At 63.0% G+C, this 23927-nt stretch carries 27 protein-coding genes and 1 pseudogene; 21 read left to right on the forward strand and 7 right to left on the reverse strand.

Annotation, left to right across the window (positions count from 1 at the left end):
* Positions 1 to 229 precede the first annotated feature (229 nt).
* The 4 genes and pseudogenes from ACVWZA_RS17930 to ACVWZA_RS17945 all read left to right on the forward strand — a co-directional run.
* Positions 230 to 328: pseudogene (locus ACVWZA_RS17930) on the forward strand (hypothetical protein); the annotation flags it as partial.
* A gap of 98 nt (positions 329 to 426) precedes the next feature.
* On the forward strand, positions 427 to 546 hold the full coding sequence (locus tag ACVWZA_RS17935) for a hypothetical protein (RefSeq protein WP_457312724.1): 120 nt from the start codon (positions 427 to 429) through the stop codon (positions 544 to 546).
* A 430-nt stretch (positions 547 to 976) separates the two neighbouring features.
* Entirely contained in the window at positions 977 to 1693 is a 717-nt protein-coding gene (locus ACVWZA_RS17940; protein WP_457312791.1) for an alpha/beta hydrolase, read from the forward strand.
* 94 nt (positions 1694 to 1787) lie between these two features.
* Entirely contained in the window at positions 1788 to 2312 is a 525-nt protein-coding gene (locus tag ACVWZA_RS17945; protein WP_457312725.1) for an AAA family ATPase, read from the forward strand.
* 135 nt (positions 2313 to 2447) lie between these two features.
* Here the strand turns inward: ACVWZA_RS17945 and ACVWZA_RS17950 are convergent, their stop codons facing one another.
* Together ACVWZA_RS17950 and ACVWZA_RS17955 are read right to left on the reverse strand one after the other, a co-directional pair.
* On the reverse strand, positions 2448 to 2900 hold the full coding sequence (locus tag ACVWZA_RS17950) for a MaoC family dehydratase (RefSeq protein WP_457312726.1): 453 nt from the start codon (positions 2898 to 2900) through the stop codon (positions 2448 to 2450).
* A 21-nt stretch (positions 2901 to 2921) separates the two neighbouring features.
* Complete coding sequence (locus ACVWZA_RS17955; RefSeq protein WP_457312727.1) at positions 2922 to 3131, reverse strand: hypothetical protein; 210 nt, start codon at positions 3129 to 3131, stop codon at positions 2922 to 2924.
* Between the two features lie 153 nt (positions 3132 to 3284).
* On the opposite strand from ACVWZA_RS17955, the gene ACVWZA_RS17960 reads away from it, so the two are divergent.
* From ACVWZA_RS17960 to ACVWZA_RS17985, 6 genes are all read left to right on the forward strand, one after another.
* Positions 3285 to 4403 (forward strand): 8-amino-7-oxononanoate synthase, encoded by a 1119-nt coding sequence (locus ACVWZA_RS17960; RefSeq protein ID WP_457312792.1) that lies wholly within the window; start codon positions 3285 to 3287, stop codon positions 4401 to 4403.
* Complete coding sequence (gene bioD, locus ACVWZA_RS17965) at positions 4400 to 5026, forward strand: dethiobiotin synthase (RefSeq protein WP_457312728.1); 627 nt, start codon at positions 4400 to 4402, stop codon at positions 5024 to 5026. The genes ACVWZA_RS17960 and bioD overlap by 4 nt, the downstream gene beginning before the upstream one ends.
* Positions 5023 to 6273, forward strand: coding sequence for an adenosylmethionine--8-amino-7-oxononanoate transaminase (locus tag ACVWZA_RS17970; protein ID WP_457312793.1), 1251 nt, complete (start codon positions 5023 to 5025; stop codon positions 6271 to 6273). Before bioD ends, ACVWZA_RS17970 begins: the two co-directional genes overlap by 4 nt.
* Before the next feature lie 361 nt (positions 6274 to 6634).
* Complete coding sequence (locus ACVWZA_RS17975; protein WP_457312729.1) at positions 6635 to 9346, forward strand: TonB-dependent receptor domain-containing protein; 2712 nt, start codon at positions 6635 to 6637, stop codon at positions 9344 to 9346.
* Between the two features lie 16 nt (positions 9347 to 9362).
* A complete protein-coding gene (locus tag ACVWZA_RS17980; RefSeq protein ID WP_457312730.1) occupies positions 9363 to 10079 on the forward strand; it encodes a hypothetical protein in 717 nt (238 codons plus the stop codon).
* Entirely contained in the window at positions 10076 to 10816 is a 741-nt protein-coding gene (locus ACVWZA_RS17985; RefSeq protein ID WP_457312731.1) for a PepSY domain-containing protein, read from the forward strand. Before ACVWZA_RS17980 ends, ACVWZA_RS17985 begins: the two co-directional genes overlap by 4 nt.
* 10 nt (positions 10817 to 10826) lie before the next feature.
* Here ACVWZA_RS17985 and hutC read toward each other — a convergent pair whose 3' ends face one another.
* The 3 genes from hutC to ACVWZA_RS18000 form a co-directional block, all read right to left on the reverse strand.
* Entirely contained in the window at positions 10827 to 11549 is a 723-nt protein-coding gene (gene hutC / locus ACVWZA_RS17990) for a histidine utilization repressor (protein WP_457312732.1), read from the reverse strand.
* 233 nt (positions 11550 to 11782) lie between these two features.
* Positions 11783 to 12172: a Cu(I)-responsive transcriptional regulator gene (gene cueR / locus ACVWZA_RS17995; RefSeq protein WP_457312733.1), complete on the reverse strand. Its 390-nt coding sequence runs from the start codon at positions 12170 to 12172 to the stop codon at positions 11783 to 11785.
* Complete coding sequence (locus ACVWZA_RS18000) at positions 12169 to 14427, reverse strand: heavy metal translocating P-type ATPase (protein WP_457312794.1); 2259 nt, start codon at positions 14425 to 14427, stop codon at positions 12169 to 12171. The genes cueR and ACVWZA_RS18000 overlap by 4 nt, the downstream gene beginning before the upstream one ends.
* Here ACVWZA_RS18000 and ACVWZA_RS18005 point away from each other — a divergent pair.
* Entirely contained in the window at positions 14329 to 14550 is a 222-nt protein-coding gene (locus ACVWZA_RS18005) for a hypothetical protein (protein WP_457312798.1), read from the forward strand. The two genes, ACVWZA_RS18000 and ACVWZA_RS18005, sit on opposite strands and share 99 nt — an antisense overlap.
* A 200-nt stretch (positions 14551 to 14750) precedes the next feature.
* Here the strand turns inward: ACVWZA_RS18005 and copD are convergent, their stop codons facing one another.
* Entirely contained in the window at positions 14751 to 15689 is a 939-nt protein-coding gene (copD, locus tag ACVWZA_RS18010) for a copper homeostasis membrane protein CopD (protein ID WP_457312734.1), read from the reverse strand.
* Positions 15690 to 16067 (reverse strand): copper homeostasis periplasmic binding protein CopC, encoded by a 378-nt coding sequence (gene copC / locus ACVWZA_RS18015; protein ID WP_457312736.1) that lies wholly within the window; start codon positions 16065 to 16067, stop codon positions 15690 to 15692.
* Between the two features lie 136 nt (positions 16068 to 16203).
* On the opposite strand from copC, the gene ACVWZA_RS18020 reads away from it, so the two are divergent.
* From ACVWZA_RS18020 to ACVWZA_RS18065, 10 genes are all read left to right on the forward strand, one after another.
* A complete protein-coding gene (locus tag ACVWZA_RS18020) occupies positions 16204 to 16488 on the forward strand; it encodes a hypothetical protein (protein ID WP_457312737.1) in 285 nt (94 codons plus the stop codon).
* Between the two features lie 17 nt (positions 16489 to 16505).
* Complete coding sequence (locus ACVWZA_RS18025) at positions 16506 to 16925, forward strand: periplasmic heavy metal sensor (RefSeq protein ID WP_457312796.1); 420 nt, start codon at positions 16506 to 16508, stop codon at positions 16923 to 16925.
* Positions 16922 to 17491, forward strand: a complete 570-nt coding sequence (locus tag ACVWZA_RS18030; RefSeq protein ID WP_457312738.1) for an RNA polymerase sigma factor — start codon at positions 16922 to 16924, stop codon at positions 17489 to 17491. Before ACVWZA_RS18025 ends, ACVWZA_RS18030 begins: the two co-directional genes overlap by 4 nt.
* 139 nt (positions 17492 to 17630) lie before the next feature.
* Positions 17631 to 19598 carry a copper resistance system multicopper oxidase gene (locus tag ACVWZA_RS18035; RefSeq protein WP_457312739.1) on the forward strand — a complete coding sequence of 656 codons (1968 nt, stop codon included), beginning with the start codon at positions 17631 to 17633 and terminating at the stop codon, positions 19596 to 19598.
* Entirely contained in the window at positions 19595 to 20821 is a 1227-nt protein-coding gene (locus ACVWZA_RS18040) for a copper resistance protein B (protein ID WP_457312740.1), read from the forward strand. The genes ACVWZA_RS18035 and ACVWZA_RS18040 overlap by 4 nt, the downstream gene beginning before the upstream one ends.
* Positions 20822 to 20890: 69 nt before the next feature.
* Positions 20891 to 21466 carry a c-type cytochrome gene (locus ACVWZA_RS18045; RefSeq protein ID WP_457312741.1) on the forward strand — a complete coding sequence of 192 codons (576 nt, stop codon included), beginning with the start codon at positions 20891 to 20893 and terminating at the stop codon, positions 21464 to 21466.
* Positions 21467 to 21567: 101 nt separating this feature from the next.
* Entirely contained in the window at positions 21568 to 22014 is a 447-nt protein-coding gene (locus ACVWZA_RS18050; protein WP_457312742.1) for a DUF305 domain-containing protein, read from the forward strand.
* Between the two features lie 130 nt (positions 22015 to 22144).
* On the forward strand, positions 22145 to 22579 hold the full coding sequence (locus ACVWZA_RS18055; RefSeq protein WP_457312797.1) for a DUF411 domain-containing protein: 435 nt from the start codon (positions 22145 to 22147) through the stop codon (positions 22577 to 22579).
* A gap of 86 nt (positions 22580 to 22665) precedes the next feature.
* Positions 22666 to 23007 (forward strand): HoxN/HupN/NixA family nickel/cobalt transporter, encoded by a 342-nt coding sequence (locus ACVWZA_RS18060; RefSeq protein ID WP_457312743.1) that lies wholly within the window; start codon positions 22666 to 22668, stop codon positions 23005 to 23007.
* A gap of 172 nt (positions 23008 to 23179) precedes the next feature.
* A complete protein-coding gene (locus ACVWZA_RS18065; RefSeq protein ID WP_457312744.1) occupies positions 23180 to 23539 on the forward strand; it encodes a hypothetical protein in 360 nt (119 codons plus the stop codon).
* The last annotated feature ends 388 nt before the right edge of the window (positions 23540 to 23927 follow it).

Raw genomic sequence — 23927 nt, forward strand, 5'->3', positions numbered from 1 at the left:
CCAGGACCCAAAACCATGGCACAAGGATGGAGGCAATTCGCCGCCGTCCTCTCAGGCTTCCTCATCGCTCACCAACTTCCGTGAATCCCGTAGCCCAGCGGCACCGCATCATGGAGGTGCCGGCGAAGCACGGCCATCCGTTTCGCAACTTCGCCACTTCCCGGTTCTAGCTTTCGATTATCGATCATGGTGGTCTACCCCGTCCGAAAGAGGATCGTTCAGCGGACGGTTGCTGGCTGAACTGTCGAGGCACGGAAATCCGCCAAAAGCCGAGCCTCACAATATTCTCGCCACCTTCGCCGAGTTCGAGGCGGACCTGATCCGCATACGAACCCGTGAAGGGATGGCAGTTGCACGATCCAAGGGGAAGCTCCGCGCGGCGAGAAGCCCAAGCTCTCAGAGCGGCAGCAGAAGGAGTTGCGCCGCATGTACGACACCAACGACTATTCGATTAGCGATCTCGCCGAGGTGTTCTCGATATCGCGTCCAACCGTTTATCGAACACTTGGACGCCAACCCGCCGCGCTTGCGGTAAAGGCAGCATGACCTTGCCCCGGCCATCCCACAGAATCTTCCCTTTTGGGAAGCTATCTATTTGCGCAAAGTGCATCGGTCGCTAGTCTCCGCTCCTGCAATCAGCCTGATTTCAAAGCGCGGATTGCACCCTCAAAGAAGGAGATATGGTTTGTCACGGTTCGGTTTCGTCGTGCCCTCTCTCCTTGCGATTGGCATCGCTGGCGCAGCTTGCGGTCAGGTCAGCAAGCCCGACACTTCACCGGCGAAGGCGGTCCTTCCGAAAAACGAGCGGGTCGGCATATGGCGGGCCACCGGGAGTGGTGTTCAAATGCCGCTCTGGCCGGCGAGCATACCTCTCGCCAAACCGGACTCTGGCGACCGTCCCGAGGGGACCGGTAATGGCACGGGCCTTGTCGGAGGGCGCAAATGGTATTGGGCGAGCTATGTCACCCGGCCTACCATGACGATCTATCGGCCGAAGGGACGCAATATAGGGACAGCCATGTTGGTCCTGCCGGGCGGCGGCTTTGAGGTCATCGCGACCGATCTGGAAGGCACGGAAATCTGCGATTGGGTGGTGCAGCAGGGTATGACCTGCGCCGTGCTGAAATATCGGGTGCCACAAGCGTGGCCGAGGAAAAATGGCAAGCAGCAGCGGCCCAAAGTGCTATTGGGTCTGGAGGACGCTCAGCGCGCGATGGGGCTGCTGCGACAGCGGGCATCGTCCTACGGGATCGATCCGCGCAAGATCGGCGTGATCGGCTTTTCGGCGGGTGCCTATCTCGCGGCAAACATGAGCAACAACGAAGAACGCTCCTATGCGCTTGCGGACGCAGCTGACCGGCTATCGCCACGGCCCGACTTCGCGATCGTCGCGTACACAGCCCGTATGTTGGATGACAGCAAGGGGAGGAATAGTCTCGAACTTAAGCCTTGGGTGACCATCAGTCCCAAAGCCCCGCCGACCTTGATCCTACACGCCATGAACGATCCCACCGATCCAATCCGGCAACCGATGGCATATGCCCTGGCGCTCAGCGATGCGGGCGTGCCGGTCGATATGCGGCTATACGCCAAGGGCGGCCATGCCTTCGGGATGCGTCCAACTGCCGATCCGATCTCGCGGGAATGGCCGGCGCAGGTCAAGCAATGGATGCACGATATCGGCATGCTGTGACGGCAACGGCACGGTGAGTGCGGCTTACCGTTTTACCATCGTTGTGAGACCGCCCATGCAAACATGTGGCGTCGTCAGGAGAGGTATCGCGGTCATGACGCTGGACGAGCTTGGGTCACGCATCTGCATCATGGGGCCGTCCAACAGCGGCAAATCTACGCTGGCGGAGGCAATATCGCGGACGCGGAGCTTGTATGTCGTCCACCTCGATCAGCTTCATCATCTCCCGCACACTGATTGGGTGCGCCGGCCGGCAGACGAGGTCACCGCCCTCCACGATGCGGCGATCAGTGGTGAGCGCTGGGTAATTGAAGGCAACTACTCCCGGCTGCTTCCGCAAAGGCTGGAACGAGCTACCGGGTTAATCCTTCTCGATGCTCCCACCGCGACTAGCCTATATCGCTACATGCGGCGGTGCTGGTTCGAGCGCGATCGGCGCGGTGCGCTGGAAGGGGAGCGCGATAGCGTTAAGTGGGATATGACCCACGACATCGTCGCGACCAAAGCCAACCGCAGCCGCTACCGGCACATGATCGACGGCATCAGCCTGCCCAAAATGCAGATCGGTTTAAGCAAGGATTTGGCCGCGTTCTACCGCTCAAATGGCCTGAGCCGTTAAGCCGTCACATTCCCATTTCATGATCACAATCAGGAACGCGATCCCGCCGCGCGGGGAGTCATTTATCGCTGATAGACCGTGCCAATTAGCGCTGACACCTACACGGAAGGTGTGATGCCGTTTGGCGCAAATGCCTTAAGCGGGTTTGCTCATCATCAACGCCGCGCGCATTGTCCGCAGGATGACCTCGTCGCGCTGGTTGAGACCGATATGCTCGAAGGTGACGATGCCCTGGCCGGGTCGCGACTTGCTCGGACGCAGCTCCTTGACCTCGGTCTCGGCACGGATCGTGTCGCCGGCGAAAACCGGTTTTGGGAATATGGTTTCGCTCATGCCGAGATTGGCGACGGTGGTGCCGAAGGTCGTGTCCTGCACCGACAGGCCGATCACCAGGCCGAGGGTGAAGAGCGAGTTCATCAGCGGCTTGCCGAATTCCGTCGTCGCGGCGTAGGCGTGATCGATATGGATCGCCGCCGGATTATAGGTCAGCGACGAGAACAGCATATTGTCCATGTCGGTCACCGTGCGGCGGATCTCATGGACGAACTTCCGCCCGATCTCGAACTGCTCGAAATATAGTCCCGCCATCGTCATCCCTCTCGCAATTCGTCAGCGCGGGGTTGAGCCGATTTGGCGGCCAAGATCAACATGGCCACCGCATCTACCATGCCAGTCGCGCCTGTTCTCCTGCCAGGCAGTTTCGAGCGCGGCGGCCAGTGAGATACCCGCCGCTATCTCGGCCGAGTCGAGCGCAGCCCCGTCGAAGATCAGCTTGCCCGCCTTGAAGCGGTCGAGGCGCGTTCGGCGGATATCACGCAACGCCGGGAGGTTTCGACCTTGAACAGAAATTTCGTTCCGCCCTTTTGATCGTTTAACGCGTCGAGTTTCGCTGACCGTAACGGTTACCCTTCAGCATAACCCTAGATTCTTGGGGTCGTCATCGCCTGATCGCGCCGCTACGGCACGCTCGTGATCCTCGACGACCTCCAAGCCGATCTCGCGCGCCTCGAGACTCAGGATCGATTGCGACGGCTGATTCCGCGACGGGGAATCGATGTCTCTTCCAACGATTATCTGGCGCTCGGCTCGTCGCGCCGGTTGCGCGACGCGGTTGCCGCAGCGATCGAGCGCGGCGTGCCGATCGGGTCAGGCGGATCACGGCTGCTGCGCGGCAACCATGCGGAGCATGAAGCGCTCGAGGCGGAGGCCGCGACTTTCTTCGCAGCCGAAACCGCGCTGTTTTTCTCCAGCGGTTATGCCGCCAATGCGGCGCTGTTCGCGACGCTGCCGCAGCGTGGCGACCTGGTCGTGTATGACGCATTGATCCATGCCAGCGCGCATGAAGGCATGCGGCTCGGCCGTGCCGAATGCCGGTCCGCCGCGCATAATGACGCAACCGCCTTTGACGACGCGATCGGTCGCTGGCGGCGGGCGGGGGGCACCGGGCGACCGTGGATCGCGGTCGAAAGCCTGTACAGCATGGACGGCGACCAGGCGCCGCTCGAGGCGCTGGCGGCGGTTGCCGAACGGCATGACGGCGTGCTGCTGATCGATGAGGCGCATGCGACCGGCGTGTTCGGCGAACAGGGCCGCGGCCTCGCCCATGCGCTGCGGGGGCACGATAATGTCGTCACCTTGCACACGTGCGGCAAGGCGCTCGGTTGTGAGGGTGCGCTGGTCTGCGCGCCCCCCATTGTGCGGGACTTTCTGGTCAATCGCGGCCGCGCCTTCATCTTCTCGACCGCGCCATCGCCGTTGATGGCCAGCGCGGTGCGCGAGAGCCTCCGCATCCTCGCCGAGGAACCGGAACGTCGCGCCGAGCTCTGGCGATTGGTCGCTGCCGCCGAAAGCGCCCTGGAGCGGTGTGGTGTCGCGCCGACCGGCTCGCAGATTCTGCCATTGGTCCTGGGTGACGATGCTCGTGCGATGCGCGTAGCGGTGGCGGTACAAGCGGCCGGTTTCGACGTTCGCGGTATCCGCCCGCCGACCGTGCCGCAAGGCACGGCGCGGCTACGCATCTCCCTGACACTCAATCTGACCATTGCCGATGTCGACCGGCTCGCCGGCGCGATCGAACAGGCGCTGCGATGACCGCCCGCTTCGTCATCACTGGCACCGATACGGATGTGGGCAAGACGATCTTCGCCGCCGCACTGGCCGGGGCGCTTGGCGCTTTCTACTGGAAACCAGTGCAGGCGGGCCTTGATGACGGCGGGGATTCGGCAACCGTCGCAGACCTGTCGGGGCTGCACACAAAGCATATCCTGCAGGAGGCCTATCGGCTGGCAACGCCCTGCTCGCCCGATCTCGCCGCCGAACGCGACGGCATCGCAATCGATCCGCGGCGCCTGATCCCGCCATCGGTCCATGGGCCGCTGGTGATCGAGGGCGCGGGTGGTGCGCTTGTTCCGCTGGTCGGCGACATGGTCTTCGCCGATCTGTTCGCGCAATGGCAATTGCCCGTCATACTGGTCGCGCGCACCGCGCTCGGTACGATCAACCATAGCCTGTTGTCGATCGAAGCGCTGCGCAACCGCGGGGTGCCGATCCTGGGTATCGCCTTTAACGGCGATGCGGCCGAGCATAGCGAAGCGACGATCGCGCGGATCGGCGGCGTGCGGCGGCTCGGTCGCCTGCCGTATCTGACGACACTCGATCCGGACTCCTTGCGCACCGCCTTCGCGGCGAACTTCGATCCGGAGGATTTCCGCTGAGCGGCTCTCCGATCTGGCATCCGTTCACCCAGCATGGGCTGAGCGAGGTGATCCCGCTCGTCACCCATGCCGAGGGCGCGGCGATCTTCACCGCCGATGGACGCCGGATCGTCGATGGCATCTCGTCCTGGTGGGTGACGACGCATGGGCATTGTCATCCCCGGATCATGACGGCGATCGCGGCGCAGACGGAATTGCTCGACCAGATCATCTTCGCCGGGTGGACGCACGAGCCGGCCGAAACTCTCGCGCGGGGGCTGGTCGACATGATGCCTGCGGCACTGACCCGCGTATTCTTCTCCGATTCCGGATCGACCAGCGTCGAGGTCGCGTTGAAAATGGCGCTCGGTTATTGGGCCAATCGCGGTGAACCACGCCACCGGCTGCTGGTGCTGGAACATAGCTATCATGGCGATACGATCGGCGCGATGTCGGTCGGCGCGCGCGGTGTGTTCAATCAGGCCTATGCGCCCTTGCTGTTCGAGGTCGGCACGCTGCCCTTCCCGGCCGCTGGCCGCGAGCAGGAAACGCTCGACGCGCTGGAGGCGGCCTGTCGCGACCAGCCTGCGGCACTAATCGTCGAACCGCTGATCCTCGGCGCGGGCGGCATGCTGATCTATCCGGCATGGGTTCTGGCGGCGATGCGCGAGATTTGCGCGCGCCACGGCGTGCTGTTCATCGCCGATGAAGTGATGACCGGTTGGGGCCGGACCGGCACGCTGCTCGCATGCGAACAAGCGGGCGTGGTGCCGGATATCCTTTGCCTGTCCAAGGGCCTGACCGGCGGTGCGGTGCCGCTCGCCGTGACGATGGCGACGGAACCGATCTACGCCGCGCATCTGTCGAACGACCGCGCCCGGATGTTCTTCCATTCATCGAGTTACACCGCCAATCCGATCGCTTGTGCGGCGGCCAACGCCAATCTCGCCATCTGGCGCGAGGAACCGGTGCTGGAGCGAGTCGCCGATCTGACGATGCGTCAGGGGAAGCGACTTGCGGATCTGTCCGACAATCCTTCGGTACGCAATGCGCGGGCACTCGGCACGATCACCGCGATCGAGGTCGAGGCCGACAAGGGTGAATATCTTTCCAGCCTCGGGCCGCTGCTTCTGGCAAGCTTTGGCCTGCACGACCTGCTGCTCCGTCCATTGGGCAATACCATATATGTCATGCCGCCTTATTGCATCGACGATGCGGATCTCGAGTTGATCTATACCGGCATCGGCACAGCGATCGCCGGTGTATAAAGGATTCACGGTTGGCGGAGACGGAGGCAGTCCCAATCCGGAAGATGATCATCGCGACCGAAAAGGACTATACCCCGCCGATCCCGGCGTGCGATGCGCCTGCTTGCGGCGACGGCGGCGCGTCCACGGATGAAAGCCTGACGCGCCAATTCAGCGGCCCTGTCGCGTGATTGCGAGCCAACATGACAAAAAATTCACAAAAGTATGAGGGATACAGGGAATGGTTGCGTATTAAAGTTGGCAAGCCATGCCCAAAAATATTTCAGCTAACTATTTGATAAAATACGAAAAATACATATTGACCTGTATATACAACCAGTGTTCTCTGTCATGAATAAGAAGCGAAACAGGGAACGAGCATATGAAAATGAGGGCGGCGCTGCTTCTCGGGGCGGCAACGATCAGCGGCATTTCGATGCCCGCGCTGGCGCAAACACAGGATTCGGCTGGCGACGACGCTGCCGCTGAAAGCCGCGATGCGGCTGCCAGCGACATCGTCGTCACTGGCTCTCGGATTCGCCGTCAGGATCTTGCCGGGGTGGGGCCGGCAACAGTCGTTTCGGCAGAGCAGATCGAAAATACCGGCATCGTCAACATCGAGACGGTTCTCCAGCGCCTGCCCGCGAACGCGGGCTTTGCGGGCAACCAGACCTCGGCCTATTGGACGAACAACGGTTACGGCACCGCACAGGTAAACCTGCGTGGCCTCGGCATCAAGCGCACGCTCGTTCTCCTGAACGGACGCCGCCTTGTCGCCGGCGGCACCGGCGCCAATTCATCGCCCGACCTCAACATGATCCCGGTCGTCGCGTTGGCGCGTACCGATGTGCTCAAGGACGGTGCATCGGCGATCTACGGGGCCGACGCGATGGCGGGGGTCGTCAATCTCGTCACCCGCACCGATTACGAAGGGCTTGGCGTCAGCGCACGCTACGGCATCACCGAGCAGGGGGACGGTTCCGACTTCTCCGCCGACCTGCTCTGGGGCATTCGCAACGATCGCGGCGGCTTCATGGCGGCGGTCACTTATCAAAAGACCAGCGCGGTCAACATGGCGAGCCGCGCGCCCTGTTCGCTTGCCGAGACGACACCAGGCTCGCTTTCCTGCGTCAATAGCGCATCGACCATTGGTGGACGGGCGGCGCTCCCCAATGGCCAGCAAATCAATTTCAACCAAGTGCTTGGTGGGAATGGCAATTTCTACGAGCCCTACAGCGCGGCCAGGCATAACTTCAATTCCGCGCCCTTCCTCAATGCGGTCAGCCCGGTTGAGCGCGTCAGCACCGCCTTTTTTGCGGATTACGACCTGAGCGACGATGTCGAGGCGTTCGGCGAGTTCCTCTACACGTTCCGCAAGTCAAACCAGATCGCCACACCGGGAACGCTGCGCAACCTATCGATCGCCGCAAGCAATCCGACCAATCCGACCGGCCAGAATATCGTGCTCATTCAGCGGCGGCTTGCCGAGCCCGGTCCGCGCCAGTTCTTCCAGGAGACGGACACCTGGCAGGGCACATTCGGGTTGCGCGGCAAGCTCGGCAATAACTGGGCCTGGGAAGTTGCGGGCAGCTTCGGGCGCAACACCGCGGTCGATGGATCCACAAACATCGCCAATCTGGAGCGCGTCGCCAACACACTCGATACCAGCAAATGCAGCCTTGCGGTCGGCGCTGCGATCCCGTGCGCGGACTATCTCGGCTTTGGTGACCTGACGCCGGCCGCGCTCGACTATATCCTGTTCACCTCGCGCGATCGGGGCGGCAACGAGCTTGCCACCGTCACGGCAGATCTGACCGGCAGCCTCTTCCAACTACCGGCGGGGCCGGTCTCGTTCGCGACCGGTGCAGTCTACCGCAAGGAAAAGGGCTGGCGTGATCCGGACCCGCTCACGGTCCTCGGTGTCGCCAACACCAACCAGCAGGACCCGATCTCCGGATCGAGCACCGCAAAGGAGGCCTATCTCGAACTTTCGGTGCCGGTGCTCGCCAATGTGCCATTCTTCAAGGCGCTGACTCTGGACGGTGCGGTGCGTTACTCCAATTATAACCTGTTCGGCAGCGACTGGAACTACAAGCTGAGCGCCGACTGGATGATCAGCGAAGGCTTCCGCCTCCGCGGAACCTATGGCACGGGCTTTCGCATCCCCAATGTTCCCGAGCTCTTTGGCGGCGTCTCCGAAGGCAATCTGACGACCACCGATCCATGCAGCCGCTACGCATCGAGCGGCAACGCGACGTTGATCGCCAATTGCCAAGCCTCGCGCGTTCCCGCCAACTATGTCCAGCTCGGCACGACCATCTTGACGACCGCGGGCGGCAATCAGGACTTGAAGCCGGAAAGCTCGACCAGTTGGACGATCGGCACGGTGATCCAGCCCAAGGGACTGATTCCCGGTCTGTCGCTTACCGCCGACTGGTTCGATATCGACATCAAGGACGCGATCCGGGCGATCCCCGGCTCGACCAAGCTCGCGGTCTGCTATGCGAGCGCCAATCTTTCGAGTGCCTTTTGTGATGACTTCACGCGCAGCCCGTTGACCGGCGAGGTTACTTACCTGTCCGCGCAGCCGATCAACACCGGGCGCGAGCAGATGAACGGGCTCGATCTCGGGCTCGTTTACAACCGCACCGTCGGCGGTATCGCGGTGTCGCTCGATATGAACGTCACCTGGCTCAACAAATATGTCGTGCTGCCCTTCCCGGGCGGCGCTCCGATCGACTTTGCCGGCTATATCGGCGGCGGCAATGGTGGCTATCCGAAATGGCGTGGTTACGGCGTGCTGACCGCCCGGAAAGACGGGATCATTGCAACCTGGTCGACGCAGTGGATCGGCAAGGCGACCGACTTTAACGCGGACCCGGGCGACATCGGCTACAGGACGCCCAACGTCTTTTATCACAATGCGCAGATCGCCTTCGAGATCGACAAAAAGACCCGCTTTCAGCTCGGCGTCGATAACATCTTCAACCGCAAGGCACCCTATATCCAGAGCTTTACCGACGCCAACACGGACACCATGACATATGACCTGCTCGGCCGCCGGTTTTATGTCGGTTTCCGCACCGCGTTCTGATACGGGAAAAAGGAGAATGGCAAAGGTTCGCTGGCCGCTCGTCGTCCGAAGAACGCACAAATGGATTGCCCTATTCGTCGGCATCCAGGTCGTGCTGTGGACATTGACTGGATTTTACATGGTCGTCGTCCACATCGATACGATCCATGGTGACGATCTTGTCCGTGCACCTGTCGCCCAGTCCTATGACCTCGCCGCCCTCGCCCCGCCGTCAATGATCGTGGCGGCGGCGGCGGGCACGTCCGAAGTGCGGTTGCAACGGCTGTTCGACCAGCCGGTCTGGCGAGCGGAGACACCGGAAGGGCCAGTGCTGTACGACGCGAAAACCGGTCAACGCCTGGCCGCTCCGACCGAACGGCAGATCCGTGTGCTCGCTCGCAGAATCTATACCGGCAGGGGGGACATCGTCGCCGTCAGTCTGCTGACCAGGGCGCCGCTCGAAATGCAATCGCGCAAGCCGCCTTACTGGCAGGTCGAATTTGCCGGCTGGAACCGGCCGACGCTCTATCTCTCGCCGGAGACGGGCGAGCTGATCTCGCGCCGGCATCTGCTGTGGCGAGTCTTCGACTTCGCCTGGATGCTTCACATCATGGATTATGAGAACCGCACCGACGTCAATAATCCACTTCTTCGGGTCGCAACCTGGAGCGCCCTTGCGATGGCGTTGAGCGGGGCATGGCTGCTGGTCTGGTCTTTCTCCGGCCGCAGGAAAAAGAAAAAGGTCGCGGCATGAAACGTATCCGCCTTTCCCCGCTGCTGTTCCGCCGCATTCATAAATGGATCGGGCTGATCCTCGGTCTTCAGTTCCTGCTCTGGGCGCTGAGTGGCTCGGTGATGGCGCTGCTCGACAAGGGCGAGGTCGGCGGCCATGATGCCGTGATGGAGCATGCCCATCCGCTTCCCGCGGACGGCCCGTTCATCGCGCCGGCGGCAATCACTGGCATGGGCCTGGTTTCTGGAGTGACGCTCCGCGATCTCGCCGGCCGGCCTGTTTACGAACTGCGCACGACCAGGGGCCTGCTTCTTGCGGACGCCACGAACGGAACGCCGGTGAAGGTCGATGCCGCAATGGCCAGAGCCGTGGCATCGACAATGAATGAAGCGCCCGTTCGCGGTGTCGAGGCCCTCGAAAAGCCAAATCTCGAGGCGCGCGAGCATTCCGGACCGATGTGGCGAGTCAACTTTACCGATCCGGTCAACAGCAGCGCCTATGTGTCGGCGGAGACAGGCCGGTTTCTCGTGATGCGCGGCGACACGTGGCGGACCTGGGACTTCTTCTGGATGCTGCACAACATGGATTATGTAAACCGTACGAGCTTCAATCATCCGCTCATCATCTTCATCGCCTTTGGCGCGCTGTGGCTCTCCGGCACCGGCTTCTACCTGTTGTTCAAGAGCTTCCGCCGCACCGACTTCCGCTGGCTGCGCCGTCACAAAGCTCGCGCCAAGCCGGCGGTCTCCGCTGTTTAATCGTCGTGCATCAATCGTGCGCGACGGAGAATGCGGCGGAAAGCTCGAACCGGCTCCCGGGATGGGTCAACCAGGCATGTGAGACGAGACGCGACCGGCTCCAGGTCTGCCGCGTCAAAAGGAGGACGGGTTCGAGTTCGTTCAGTCCCAGCAGACTCCGGGTTCGTGCGTCGGGCATCGTCGCTCTGACGCGGTGTGCGACACGTTCGAGCGGGGCGATCCGGGTCAGATACTCGTTAGGCGTGGTTTTCGTGAAATCGATGTCGCCATAATCGGGTGCTATCGACGCAAGGACAACGCGTTCTTCGAGCTGGATGGGAAACTCGGCTTCGTGATGAACAATGATCGAATGGAACAGGCGGGTTCCGACCGCCACGTTGAGTAGAGCGGCGGTCTCCTGCGTCGCTTTTTCCGAGGCGTTCTGGATCACCCGAGCCCGGTAATCGTGCCCTCGCGCGCGCACCTCGTCCGCTATATTGCGGATTTCGATCATGTGCCCGATTGGCTTTGGCTCGGCGATGAACGACCCGATCCCGGCACGCCGCACCAACAAGCCGGCGGTCTGCAGTTCGCGCAGCGCCCGGTTGGCCGTCATGCGCGACACGCTGAACTGCGCCACCAGTTCGGCTTCCGAAAGCACGCGGTCACCGGGCTTCAGCGCGCCACGACGAATCGCGTCGGTTATGAACTGCTTGATTGCGAGATAGCGCGGCGCGGCTGGCTTATCTTTCATCTCCGCGCTGGTTCGATTGGGGCCAGCGTCTGCGACATCGGGTAAATCTGGACGCGCAGTTTCGAATATTCTCATCACCTGTCTATACAAGATGAAGCGGACCGGACAAAGCGTAGTTGCCACGCGAAGCGATTGGCCTTTCTCGGTTATCTTGGTGCTTGAGGCTGAACGGGCGTGCGACGGAGCTCTGGCTTGGCCGATTTATGATCGCATTGCGCCGTGGCGCTTCGCCATCAATTTGTTTCCAGGGCTTCGATGATCGGACAATCGGGACGATCATTGCCGTGACACCGTTCGGCGAGGTGGACCAAGGTTGTCCGCATTGCTTCAAGCGCACGCGCTTTGCGGTGCAGTTCAGCCGCCCGATCGAGCGCGAGACGCTTGACTTCCGCACTCTCCCGATTGCCGTTGGACCAGAGACTGAGCAGTGATCGGATCTCCTCGATCGGAAAGCCGAGATCACGCGCATTGGCGATGAATCTCAGCCGGTGGACGTCCGTGTCGGAATAATCGCGATAGCCTGAATCCCGTCGCGGCGCGGCTTCGATCAGACCAATCGCCTCATAGTGGCGGATCATCCTTTGCGACACGCCGCTGGCGCTCGACGCCGCGCCGATCTTCACAGTTTCACCCCGTTCAGCCGCAGTGCGTTGAGCACGACTGTAAAGGAGGACAACGCCATGGCCGCGCCCGCGAACATCGGCGACAACAGAATCCCCGCGACGGGATAAAGCACGCCGGCCGCGATTGGCACTCCGATACCGTTGAACAGGAACGAAAAAAACAGGTTCTGGCGGATGTTGCGCATCGTCGCGCGGGCAAGTCGCCGCGCCCGGACCATCGCCGCCAAGTCGCCTTTGGTCAGAGTCATACCGGCACTCTCGATCGCAACATCGGTGCCGGTTCCCATTGCAATCCCCACATCTGCAGCGGCGAGCGCGGGCGCGTCGTTGACTCCGTCGCCGGCCATCGCGACCTTCGCGCCGGCGGCCTTCAGCTCGCCGATGATTCTCGCCTTGTCCTCGGGCAGCAGATCGGCGCGCACCTCGTCAATGCCGCCGATGCGTCGCGCAACCGCCTCTGCAGTCGCAAGACTGTCCCCGGTCAGCATGACGATGCGCAGACCCTCAGCGTGCAACGCCGCGATCGCTGCGCGCGCGGACTCCTTGATCGGGTCCGCGACCGCCAGCAAACCGGCGAGCTTGCCATCGATAGCGACGAACATCACGCCCGCACCGTCCCGGCGATGGAGGTTGGCGGCGGCCTCGACCGGCGCCGGGTCGATCCCAACCCGCCGCATCTGTTCCGCATTTCCGACGACCACGTCCTGCCCGCCAACGCGGCCGCTGACTCCAAGACCGGTTTGCGACTGAAAGTCTTCGACCCCCTCCAGCCGGAGACCAGCGTCCCTCGCTCCTGTGATGATTGCCTCGGCGAGCGCATGCTCTGATTGTGCCTCAAGCGCTGCGGCCAGCGCCAGCATCGCCTTGGGATCGCCCTTGTCCAGCGTCTCGGTGGCGACCAGCTTCGGCCGTCCTTCGGTCAGCGTGCCGGTCTTGTCGATAACCAACGTGTCGATCTGGTCGAGCGCCTGTAGCGCTTCCGCATTCTTGACCAGCACGCCGGCATGGGCGCCGCGACCGGTACCCACCATGATCGACATCGGCGTGGCGAGCCCGAGCGCGCAGGGGCAAGCGATAATCAGGACCGCGATCGCGTTGAGCAGCGCATGACCAAAGCGCGGTTCCGGGCCGACCAGATTCCACACGATGAACGTGACGATGGCTACGAGTACCACGAGCGGCACGAACCAGCCTGAAATGCGGTCGGCAACCGCCTGGATCGGTGCGCGGCTGCGCTGCGCGTCGGCGACCATTCGCACGATACGCGCAAGAACCGTGTCCGAGCCAACCGCGCGCGCCTCGATCAACAGGCTGCCCGTGCCGTTCATCGTCCCGCCAGTAACGCTTGCCTCCGCTTCCTTCGGCACGGGCGCAGGCTCGCCCGTGAGCATCGACTCGTCGACCGCCGAACGACCCTCAATCACAATACCATCAACCGGGATGGCTTCGCCGGGCCGGACACGAAGCCGGTCACCTGCGACCACGTCGGCAAGCGGGACCTCCTCGTCCGCGCCATCCGCGTTCATGCGCCGCGCGGTCTTCGGCGCGAGGTTCATGAGGGCGCGGATTGCGCGGCCGGTCGCGGCGCGGGCGCGCAGTTCGAGCACCTGCCCCAGCAGCACCAGCGTCACCACAACGCCCGCTGCCTCATAATAGACGGGCACGATGCCGTGCATGCGAAAGGATGCGGGGAAGAGCCCCGGGGCGAGCGTGGCCACCACGCTATAGGCGAACGCCGCCCCCACGCCGACCGATACCAGCGTGAACATGTTGAGCTGCCAGGTACGGATCGACGTCCAGCCGCGCTCGAAGAACGGCCATCCAGCCCAGAGGACGATGGGTGCCGTCAGCGCGAGCTGGACCCAAGGCGATATGCTGGGCGGCAGAAACTCGACCCCAAGCATTTCGGCGAGCATCGAGACGGCGAGCAGCGGAACAGTCAGGATTCCCGCCACCCAAGTCCGTCGGGTGAAGTCTGTGAGTTCCGGATTGGGGCGATCGTCGAGCGACGGTGCCTCTGGCTCGAGCCCCATGCCGCAAATCGGGCAGCTGCCCGGCCCCTCCCGGCGAATCTGCGGATGCATCGGACAGGTCCATATATCGCCAGGCGCGGCAACCGGTTGGACCCTTGGTACGTCGTGCAGGTATGTGTCTGGATGAGCGATGAACTTTACGCGGCATCCGGCACTGCAGAAATGGAAAGACTGCCCGGCATGGTCGGCATGGTGCGGTGTCGTTGCCGGATCCACGGTCATACCGCAAACCGGATCGACCACCACAGCCGCCGCCGTGGTCACGCCTTGCGAGCAACACGAAGAATGAGAATGAACATCGGTCATGGAAAGAATCCTCCTGGCCCGATGCAATATGGTGTCTGACATGATGTCAGAGTCAAGCCGCATCAATTGCGATCGTCGAGCACGTCTATACCCAGTACGCGCTCGGCCTTCTCACCCCTCGGCTGCAGTGCTTCTGCCCCATCGCGACGCTGGGGAGAGGCATCGGGGTGCAGGACGAACGGCTATCCCGGTTCGACGCATCGGCGTCGATCGGCACGCCGAATACGATCGGAGCGCATTTACAATGGTGTGACGGCAAGGGGTTCCAGCGTTCCGAGCCAGGCGACCAGGGCAAGGATGACGATCGCGCAGCCAAGCTCTAGCAGGAGGCTGCGGCGCATTGCGTGGAGCGCCGCGCGATTATCTCCTGTCGCGATCACCTTCGCGAGCGCCGGCACGAGCCGAAACCGATTGGCCGCGGCGAGCGTGAGCATCGTTGCGAACAACGCCACCTTGGCGATCAGCAACTGGCCATAAAGCACTGTCGGCAGCTTGACGAAATTCTCAGGGCCAATGATGAGCCAGGTGTTGACGATCCCCGTGGCCAGAACCACACCCACGAACATCGCCCCCATCGTCGAGAAGCGCTCAAGCGCGCGATGAGCCTGGGCCACGCCGGATGGCATGGCCGCCATAGACGGGCGCAGCAGCAAGATCAGCGCCGCGATCGCCCCCAGCCAGCCGCCTGCTGCGAGCAGATGGAGCATGTCCGCACCAAGGTGCACCCAGCCCCGTGCCCCATCATCCATCGCACCGTGTCCTGTCCAGGCGAGCGTGGCCGTGGCAATGCCGGATGCTCCGAGCGCGACCGCCAGCATTGCCGACGGGCGATTGTACAGCAATCCCCCCGCGAGCGCGAGGCAGAGCAGTGCGGCAACCCGCGTCAGCCACGCATATCCGACCGCTGTCCCAAGGACGAGATCAAGAAGGGTTTGCAGGTCGATATCGCCGATGCCGATGCCGGCCATCGCCGCCGCCATCGCCACGATCTGGGCGATGGAGGCAACGAAACCTGCCGCGGCCAGGCCCGCAAGAAGCGGGCCTGGCATTGCGAACGCGCCTGCCCCGCTTTGCAGCCGGTGTGCCGATTGCACCCCGAACAGGCTGACCCCGAACGCAGACAGCAAGGCTGCGTAGACAATCCAGCGCGCGGCGATCAGCAGCAGACCGACGTCCACCTATTTGACGCGGAAGACTAGGCTGCCAGTCACTCGGTGGGTGTCCGTCGACACGATGTGGTAGTCGACACGATAAGTTCCGGCCGGCAGCGGCCTGGCGGGCACTACGGAAAGCGTCTTGCCGTCGCCGCCGACCGACGCGGTGGCGGGCATCTTCATCGGCGTCTTCATCGCCATGCCGGGCATGTCGACCATCACGAGCTCGGCGCCCGAGAACTTCGCCATCAGCTTTTCGGAGAAATGCAGGTCCACGTGCTTTGGCGCGACCCCGTTGGCGTTCGCGGCCGGGGTGGATGAAACCAGCTTGGGATGGGCCTGCGCCGGGCCGGCAAAAAACGCGGTGGCGGCGATCGCGGCAACGGTCATCTTGCGAAACATCTTGATCTCCTCAGAGGTCGACGGAAACGCCGACGCCTGCCAATACGCAGTAGCATCTATCATCCCTCATTCGGTCAAGGGCGAGGGATTGCGTGCGCGAATGCGTATCATTGCGCACGGGGGCGGAGGAACAGACATGCACGATGATCTCGACAGAGCACTCGCCGGCGTGGCGGCAATGCCGCTGGACCCCCGCCTGACCGGCCTTGATGCCGTCGTGCTGGCCCGGCTTGCGAGCGATGCCGGTGACGCCCGGCGCGGCGCCCGGATCGGTGCCGTCGCCACGTTCGGTGCGCTGGCTATGGGAATCGTCGCTTCAACCACGCTTGCCACGCCAACGCCGGCGCGGGCCTCTCCCCTTGCGCCGTTCGGCGCGGCGGCACCGCTCGCACCTTCGACGCTGTTGGAGGGCGGCCAGTGACCACGAGCCACCGTACGCTGTTGATCGTCGCGGCCGCGTTTCTTGCGGCTCTCGCGGGGGTGTTCGTCGGTCGAGGCCTCGTCACGCATGGCGAGGGTCCGGGTGCGGAGCTGCACGATATCCTGCATGATCATCTCGACCTCGATGCCGCGCAAAGGGCCCGGATCGATGCGCTCGAACGTCAGTTTGCGGTGCGGCGAAGGGCCGTGGAGTTCGAGCTGCGGGCCGACAACACGCTCATCGCCGAGGCGATCGAGGCCGAGCATGGTTACGGTCCAAAAGTGGCCGCCGCGGTCGATCGCTCACACGAAGCGATGGGCAGACTGCAGAAGGAAACCCTGTCGCATGTATTCGCGATGCGACAGCTGTTGCGGCCTGATCAAGCGGCACGCTTCGACGGGGCGGTGACGAAGGCGCTAACCGACGAAGGTCGGTGAGTCTGGACTTCCCAACTCTTTCCGATGGCGAACTCGCCACGCTCAGCGTGGCGGGGCGCGACAACGCGTTTGCCGAGATCGTTCGCCGCCACCGGGATGCACTTTACCGGGTAGCGTTCGCCAGTCTTGCGAATCCAGACGATGCGCTGGACGTGGTTCAGGAGACGTTCGTCGCTGCGCACCGGGCGCTGCGCCGGTTCGATCTGGCCCGGCCGATGCGGCCTTGGCTCGCGCGCATCGCGCTCAACCGGTGCCGCGACCGAATTCGCCGGCGCATCGTCAGGCGCATGCTGTTGCCCTTTGGCGCAGGTGACAATCCGATCGATTTGGTTGCGGACGACAGGCCTGGACACGATGTCGAGGCCGCCGACCGTCAGGAGCTGGCCCGAACGTTGCGCGCGATATCCGAGTTGCCGGGACCGATCCGCGAGCCGATCGTGCTCCGGACGATCGAGGGATTGAGTCAGGCCGAGACTGCAGCGGCGCTGGGAATCACTGAAAAAGCGGTCGAAACCCGCCTTCGCCGCGCCCGGGAACGACTCAGGGCGGCGCTCGCCACCGACTGACCGGATTGGTTCTTGACCCTGACATGATGTCATGCCCGAAATGCGGCGGCGCACGGAAAATGCGGCAGCCCAACGAGGGATGGCCGTGTCAGCCGCGTAAAGCGAACGACTGCTAAAAAAATCCTTGAACGGAGCTATAATGAAAGAGCTGATGGACCGACGCCAGTTGCTGCGCGGCGCCTCGTTTGCCGGCGGCGTCGCGGCGTTCGCTGCCTGGATGCCGGCTTGGGCGCAATCCGTTTCGGCGGGCCTCACGGCGCCGCTTCCGGTCGTGTCGGGCGAAGATATCAAGCTCACCATTGCACGACAGTCGATGGTCATCGACGGCAGGCCCTCTCGCGCAATTGGCATCAACGGCACCGTGCCGGGGCCGTTGATCCGGCTGCAAGAGGGGCAGAACGTGCGGCTGCACGTCATCAACGACCTCGACGTCGAAAGCTCGATCCACTGGCACGGACTGCTCGTGCCGACCCAGTTCGATGGTGTGCCGGGGGTCTCGTTCCCCGGTATCAGCCCGCGCTCGACCTTCGTCTATGAATTCCCGCTCAGACAGTCAGGCACCTACTGGTACCACAGCCATTCGGGGTTGCAGGAGCAGCTGGGCCATTACGGGCCGATCGTGATCGATCCCGCAGATGCGGACCCGATCCAGTCGGACCGCGACCATGTAATCGTGCTGTCCGATCACAGCCGGATGTCACCCGAGGCGATCTTCCGCAAGATGAAGGTCGATCCGGGTCACTTCAACTATCAGCGTCAGACTCTGGCCGGCCTACTCGCCGGGCGCGACCAGCCGTTAAAGGATCGGCTCGACTGGGGCCGGATGCGCATGGACCCAACCGATATCTCCGACGCGACCGGACCGGCCTATACTTATCTCGTCAACGGCCACGGGCCGGCGGACAATTGGACCGCACTCTTCACCCCCGGCCAACGAGTACGCTTGCGGGTGATCAACGCGTCATCGATGACCACTTTCAACGTTCGCATTCCCGGCCTCAAGCTGACGATCGTCCAGGCCGATGGCCAGAATGTCACGCCGGTCGCGGTCGACGAGTTCCAGATCGGCGTCGCCGAGACATATGACGTGATCGTGACGCCTGCCGACGACCGGGCCTATACGCTGGTCGGCGAGGCGATCGACCGGTCGGGCATGGCGCGCGCGACCCTCAGCCCACGCGCCGGCATGACTGCCGAAGTGCCCCCGCTCCGCAAGCGGCCGGTGGCGACGATGAAGGACATGGGCATGGACATGGCGAACATGCCCGGCATGGAGGGTATGGACGTGTCGGGCGGCATGGCAAAGCGCGCGATCGACCCGACCGCCGAACAGAACGCTTCCACTGGGCTCGCCACCGCCGGTAACATGGCCATGAACGCAACCAAAGGCAGCGCGATTCCCGGCATGGATCATGGCAGCATGGCCGGCATGGATCATTCTGGCATGGCGGGAAAGGCACCGGCCGGCACCGACATGGCCGGGATGGATCACGGGTCGATGGCTGCAACGCCCGGCCAGGGCGGAAGCATGTCCGGCATGGACATGGGCTCCATGAAAATGCGCGATTTCTCGAATGCGCCGCACATCGACAAGAATCCGGGCGTGCAGACGATTTCACCGATGACGATGGACCGCACCGGGGAGCCCGGCCAGGGTCTGGACGATGTCGGCCACCGCGTGCTCGTCTACAAGGATCTGATGGCGCTCGAGCGTAATCCCGACGTCCGCGCGCCCGAACGAGCGCTCGATATTCACCTCACCGGCAATATGGAGCGATTCATGTGGTCGTTCGACGGCGTAAAGATGTCGGACACGATGGAGCCGTTTCCGTTTATGCTTGGCGAGCGGGTGCGCGTGAACCTCATCAACGACACAATGATGGGTCACCCGATCCACCTTCACGGCCATTTTTTCGAGCTGGTCACCGGGCACGGCGATCATGCCCCGCGCAAGCATACGGTCATCGTCCAGCCTGGCGGCAAGGTGACGTTCGACCTTACTGCCGACGCGGTCGGCGACTGGGCGTTCCACTGCCATCTGCTCTATCATATGAACGCGGGCATGATGCGCGTCGTGAGTGTGCGGCCGCGGGGAGAAGCGGCATGAGCCGGTTCTTGATAATGCTCGCTGCAGGCACCGCACTCGTTCTCTCGCTGCCCGTCGCCGCGTTCGGGCAGTCGATGCCGGGTATGGACCATGGTTCCATGCCCGGTATGAAGATGTCCGCGCCTGCCAAGAAACCGGCGGCCAAAAAACCGGCGGCCAAGAACCCGACGGCACGCAAGGCCGCCGACAAAAAGCTACCGGCGCGAAAGCCGGCTGCAAAGACGAGGTCGGTGCCGGCACGGGCCGTCCCCGCACCGGCCCATGCCGACCATGGTGCGATGCCAGAGATGGACCATGGTTCCATGCCGGGGATGGATATGTCGGGCGACAAGCCAGCTTCGTCGAGTTCGATGCCGGGCAGATCATCGGCCGATGATCGGGCAGCCCAACCAATGGATGCAATGCCCGGTATGGCGATGCCCGAAGCGGCGACACCAGGGATGCCGATGCCGGGCATGGAAATGACGGGTACAGCGTTGCCCGCGGGCAATGCGCCCGCTCCGGCTGCTCCCCGGGATCATTACGCTGACCGTTTCTTTCCCGGGAATGACATGGCATGGTCGCATTCGCTCATGATGCGTGAACAGGGTGGCCAGAATTTCCATCAGGTGATGTTCAATCTTGCCGAGGTTCAGATTCGCGATGGCAAGGACGGCTATCGCTGGGACGGCGAGGCATGGTTCGGAGGCGACCTCAACCGGCTGACGCTGAAGAGCGAGGGAGAAGGCGTGTTCCGGGAGGGCGTCGAAAGCGCCGAAATCCAGGCGCTCTACAGTCGCGCCGTCGGGCCCTATTTCAATCTGCAAGCGGGCGTTCGCCATGATTTCCAGCCGTCGCCCACACGTACGTATGCGACGGTCGGATTCGAGGGACTCGCGCCCTATATGTTCGAGGTCGAGGGTGCCCTTTTTCTCTCGGACAAAGGCGATCTGCTCGGCCGCCTGGAAGGCTATTACGACCAGCGACTTACCCAGCGCCTCATCCTACAGCCGCGCGTCGAACTGAACCTCGCGGCGCAGGACGTGCGCGAGACCCGGACCGGCTCGGGCTTCTCGAACGCCGAACTCGGACTCAGGCTGCGCTACGAGATCACGCGTCAGTTCGCCCCCTATGTCGGCTTGTCCTGGGACCGCAAGGTCGGAGACACCGCACGCTATGCCAGATTCGATGGCCACGACGTCGAGGCAACCAGTCTCGTGGCCGGACTGCGCTTCTGGTTCTGAACGGTCGGGCACGACCAGAACGCTGGTCCAGACGATCTGCTGGCGCAATGGAGATCAAGGGAGATGGTCATGAACCGGGAGAAACTTCGCTACCATCTGCCGAGCTTGTCCTTTGTGGCGGCACTGGCGGCTTTGCTCGTGACCACCGCCGGCGCCTTCCTCTGGTTCGGCGTCTACAATATTGCCGCCGATGCGCCGCACACACGCGGCGTCTATACGCTCCTGCAATCCCTGCGTGACCGATCCATCGCGATGCGAGCCAGCGATATCACGCCACCCGCCGATCTTGCTTCTGCGGCACGGATCTCGGTCGGTGCCGGACTTTATTCCAATATGTGCTCTGGTTGCCATCTTGGGCCGGGCATCGAGCCGACCGAGATAAGTCAGGGTCTCTATCCTCCCGCGCCCGAGCTGGCGAAGACCAATGACCTCAGTCCGCAACAGCAGTTCTGGATCATCAAGCACGGCGTCAAGCTCAGTGCGATGCCAGCCTGGGGCAAAACGCACCCCGATCAGCTGATCTGGGATATGGTCGCTTTTGTCAGGAAAATGCCCACACTGTCACCCGATGCGTATCGACAGACCGTCGCAACCGCGCCCGCCGACCATGACGAGATGATGAAGGACATGCCGGGAATAAAGTGAAGCTCCCGAGCCGTCCGGGCAGCCATCACGCCAACGCAGCCTCGGGCGGGTGCCATGACTTCACGATCGTCGAATACAGCCAACTTCAAGGGACGAGAGCGATGATAAAAAACGCTTATGCAAGCCTTGCACTGCAGACCGTCGTCGGGGGCGCGACCATGTATCTGGTCATGTTCGTCATGATCGACGGGCTCGGCAGCTTCTACAACAACCTGAATATGCTCTATATGACGCTGATGATGCTCGCGCCGATGGCGGTGCTGATGATCCTCGCAATGCGCCATATGTTCCCTTCCAGGTCCGCCAACACCGCCTTGCTGGCCGGATCGATCGTGATATTCTTCGGCTGCTTCGCGCTAATCCGCACCCAGACGACGATCGGCGATACGGCGTTCCTGCGCTCGATGATCCCGCATCATTCGGGCGCGATCCTGATGTGCAGGAAGGCCTCGCTCAGCGACCCCGAAGTGAAGGCGCTGTGCGACGGAATCATCCGGTCGCAGCGTCAGGAGATCGATCAGATGAAGACGATCCTGACGCGGAATTGACGATTTCCGCGAGGGCGGTGGCAGAGATGCAAGCGTGGTTGCGCCAGCATCGCAAGCGCGCGCAAATAGAGTTCGACCGCTGCGCCGCATCCCGGCGCAGCAGCGACAGGAGGAATTGATGGCGAAAAGTATGCGGATCTTGGCGGCGGCGCTGGCGCTCGTCGTCCCGGTCGCGGTGGTTGCCGCCGGGCCTATTGTCATTCACCGTGATCCTGGCTGCGTTTGCTGCGAGAAATGGGCCGCCCAGGTGCGTGCCCAGTTCGGCCGGCAAGTGCAGATCGTGAATGATGCAAAGCGCTCCGACTTCAGCAAGCGTGCCGGGGTGCCGTTGGACCTGGAATCGTGCCACACCGCGATCATCGACGGCATGGCCTTCGAGGGTCATGTCCCGATCGCCGACATGAAGCGCGCGCTGGCGCAGCATCCGAAGGGCGTTACCGGCCTCGCCGTCGCCGGCATGCCGATGGGATCGCCGGGCATGGAGATGGCCGGGATGAAGGCCCAGGCCTATGATGTCATCGCCTTCGGCCCCGGAGGACGCAGGGTCTTTGCGCATCATGGTTGAGCGATCGGCGTCGGCGCTCCGCTGACCGTCGCCAGATCGCGAATGCGTTGCAGGCCGCCCGGCGGGTGGAGCAGGACGGGGATTTCATGGATGCGCACAAACGTGCCCCTGCCAACGATATCACGCGGCGGTTCGGCGGGCGCAACGTCACGACCAGTCAGATTCTGCTGTTCGGGCCGACCCGCGGCCTGACCCCGTGTCTCGCCGCCATCACTGTCCTGCTGCTGTGCCTCCAGCTAAAGCAGATCACGCTCGGCGTGATTCTCGTGCTGTTCTTCAGCATCGGCCTCGCGGTGACGATAGTGAGCGCCGGCGTGCTCGCTTCGCTCAGCGTCGAGCATATCAGCAAGCGCTGGTCCGGTTTCAGCACGTTCGCGCGGCGGGTACCCTATGCGTCGGGCGGACTGATGGTGATCATCGCACTCTAATATGGGCATTTCGGGCTGGATGGGTCTGAACGGTGGGCATCTGCCCCGGGTCTGATCGACGGGTTGCGTAACCGCGAAGCGCGAACCGCCGCGCGTGAGAGAACGCGCTCAGGCCGCTCCGCCGGCTCTCACCGAGTTGACTTGTTCCGCCGTCGTCCTAGGTTGAGCTATCTTGTCCCGCTATCTGCGCCTCGTCCTCTCGATCTTTGCCATCGTCGGCCTTGCCGGCCAGTCGACGGCAATGGCGATGGCACCCGTGATGGCAAGCCAGGCGCACATGCAGGCGGCGATGGCGGGGATGGACTGCAAGGACATGGTGACGACACCGTCCTCGGACGGTTCGCTGTGCAAGAAGCTCACCTCGCAGTGCATTGCCGCGATGGGCTGCCTCACGGCAAGCGCTCTCAAACCGGCGATACTTGCGATGGACGTGCATCAACGCGTTCGCTCCGCGCCCGCACCGGCTGAAGTCACGCGCCTCATCGGCCGCTCCTACGGCCCCGAGCCCGATCCCCCCAGTTTCCTGATCTGACACCCGGAATCCGTCGGCTCGCCGCCCGGTTTGAGCGCGCAGTCGATCCCAAAGTTCAGATCAAGGAAATCATCATGTCGAATCATATCTTTGCGGGGGGCCTCGGCGTTGCCGCGCTTCTTGTCGCCGTACCCGCTTTTGCTTCCACGCCGCAGGCTTCCGCGTCCGGACAAGGTCATTTCGAATGGCGAGCCGGGACCCAGGCCGGCCCGCGCGGGCCGCTGAGCCCGCCCCGGCGGGTATGGGTCCCGTCCGATGCCGATCGAATGGCATCGTGCGACTGCGCGATGATGCGCGTCCGGCCCGAAACGTGCGGCCCGACCCGCGCATCGTGATCGTCGGATCGTAAGCACGACCGGCAGGCGAGGCTCGCCCCGCCAGCCAAACG

The organism is Sphingomonas sp. UYAg733 (assembly GCF_054057355.1).

What these genes read in the sequence shown, in the direction of transcription:
- ACVWZA_RS18060 (WP_457312743.1), top strand. Translation starts at nt 22,666, where the DNA reads ATGGATGCGCACAAACGTGCCCCTGCCAACGATATCACGCGGCGGTTC.
- ACVWZA_RS18000 (WP_457312794.1), bottom strand. Translation starts at nt 14,427, where the DNA reads ATGACCGTGGATCCGGCAACGACACCGCACCATGCCGACCATGCCGGG.
- ACVWZA_RS17975 (WP_457312729.1), top strand. Translation starts at nt 6,635, where the DNA reads ATGAAAATGAGGGCGGCGCTGCTTCTCGGGGCGGCAACGATCAGCGGC.
- ACVWZA_RS17945 (WP_457312725.1), top strand. Translation starts at nt 1,788, where the DNA reads ATGACGCTGGACGAGCTTGGGTCACGCATCTGCATCATGGGGCCGTCC.
- bioD (WP_457312728.1), top strand. Translation starts at nt 4,400, where the DNA reads ATGACCGCCCGCTTCGTCATCACTGGCACCGATACGGATGTGGGCAAG.
- ACVWZA_RS18005 (WP_457312798.1), top strand. Translation starts at nt 14,329, where the DNA reads ATGAGCGATGAACTTTACGCGGCATCCGGCACTGCAGAAATGGAAAGA.
- ACVWZA_RS17985 (WP_457312731.1), top strand. Translation starts at nt 10,076, where the DNA reads ATGAAACGTATCCGCCTTTCCCCGCTGCTGTTCCGCCGCATTCATAAA.
- ACVWZA_RS18055 (WP_457312797.1), top strand. Translation starts at nt 22,145, where the DNA reads ATGCGGATCTTGGCGGCGGCGCTGGCGCTCGTCGTCCCGGTCGCGGTG.
- ACVWZA_RS18035 (WP_457312739.1), top strand. Translation starts at nt 17,631, where the DNA reads ATGAAAGAGCTGATGGACCGACGCCAGTTGCTGCGCGGCGCCTCGTTT.
- ACVWZA_RS18045 (WP_457312741.1), top strand. Translation starts at nt 20,891, where the DNA reads ATGAACCGGGAGAAACTTCGCTACCATCTGCCGAGCTTGTCCTTTGTG.
- ACVWZA_RS17950 (WP_457312726.1), bottom strand. Translation starts at nt 2,900, where the DNA reads ATGGCGGGACTATATTTCGAGCAGTTCGAGATCGGGCGGAAGTTCGTC.
- ACVWZA_RS17940 (WP_457312791.1), top strand. Translation starts at nt 977, where the DNA reads ATGACGATCTATCGGCCGAAGGGACGCAATATAGGGACAGCCATGTTG.
- ACVWZA_RS18050 (WP_457312742.1), top strand. Translation starts at nt 21,568, where the DNA reads ATGATAAAAAACGCTTATGCAAGCCTTGCACTGCAGACCGTCGTCGGG.
- ACVWZA_RS18020 (WP_457312737.1), top strand. Translation starts at nt 16,204, where the DNA reads ATGCACGATGATCTCGACAGAGCACTCGCCGGCGTGGCGGCAATGCCG.
- copC (WP_457312736.1), bottom strand. Translation starts at nt 16,067, where the DNA reads ATGTTTCGCAAGATGACCGTTGCCGCGATCGCCGCCACCGCGTTTTTT.
- ACVWZA_RS17980 (WP_457312730.1), top strand. Translation starts at nt 9,363, where the DNA reads ATGGCAAAGGTTCGCTGGCCGCTCGTCGTCCGAAGAACGCACAAATGG.
- ACVWZA_RS18040 (WP_457312740.1), top strand. Translation starts at nt 19,595, where the DNA reads ATGAGCCGGTTCTTGATAATGCTCGCTGCAGGCACCGCACTCGTTCTC.
- ACVWZA_RS17935 (WP_457312724.1), top strand. Translation starts at nt 427, where the DNA reads ATGTACGACACCAACGACTATTCGATTAGCGATCTCGCCGAGGTGTTC.
- hutC (WP_457312732.1), bottom strand. Translation starts at nt 11,549, where the DNA reads ATGAAAGATAAGCCAGCCGCGCCGCGCTATCTCGCAATCAAGCAGTTC.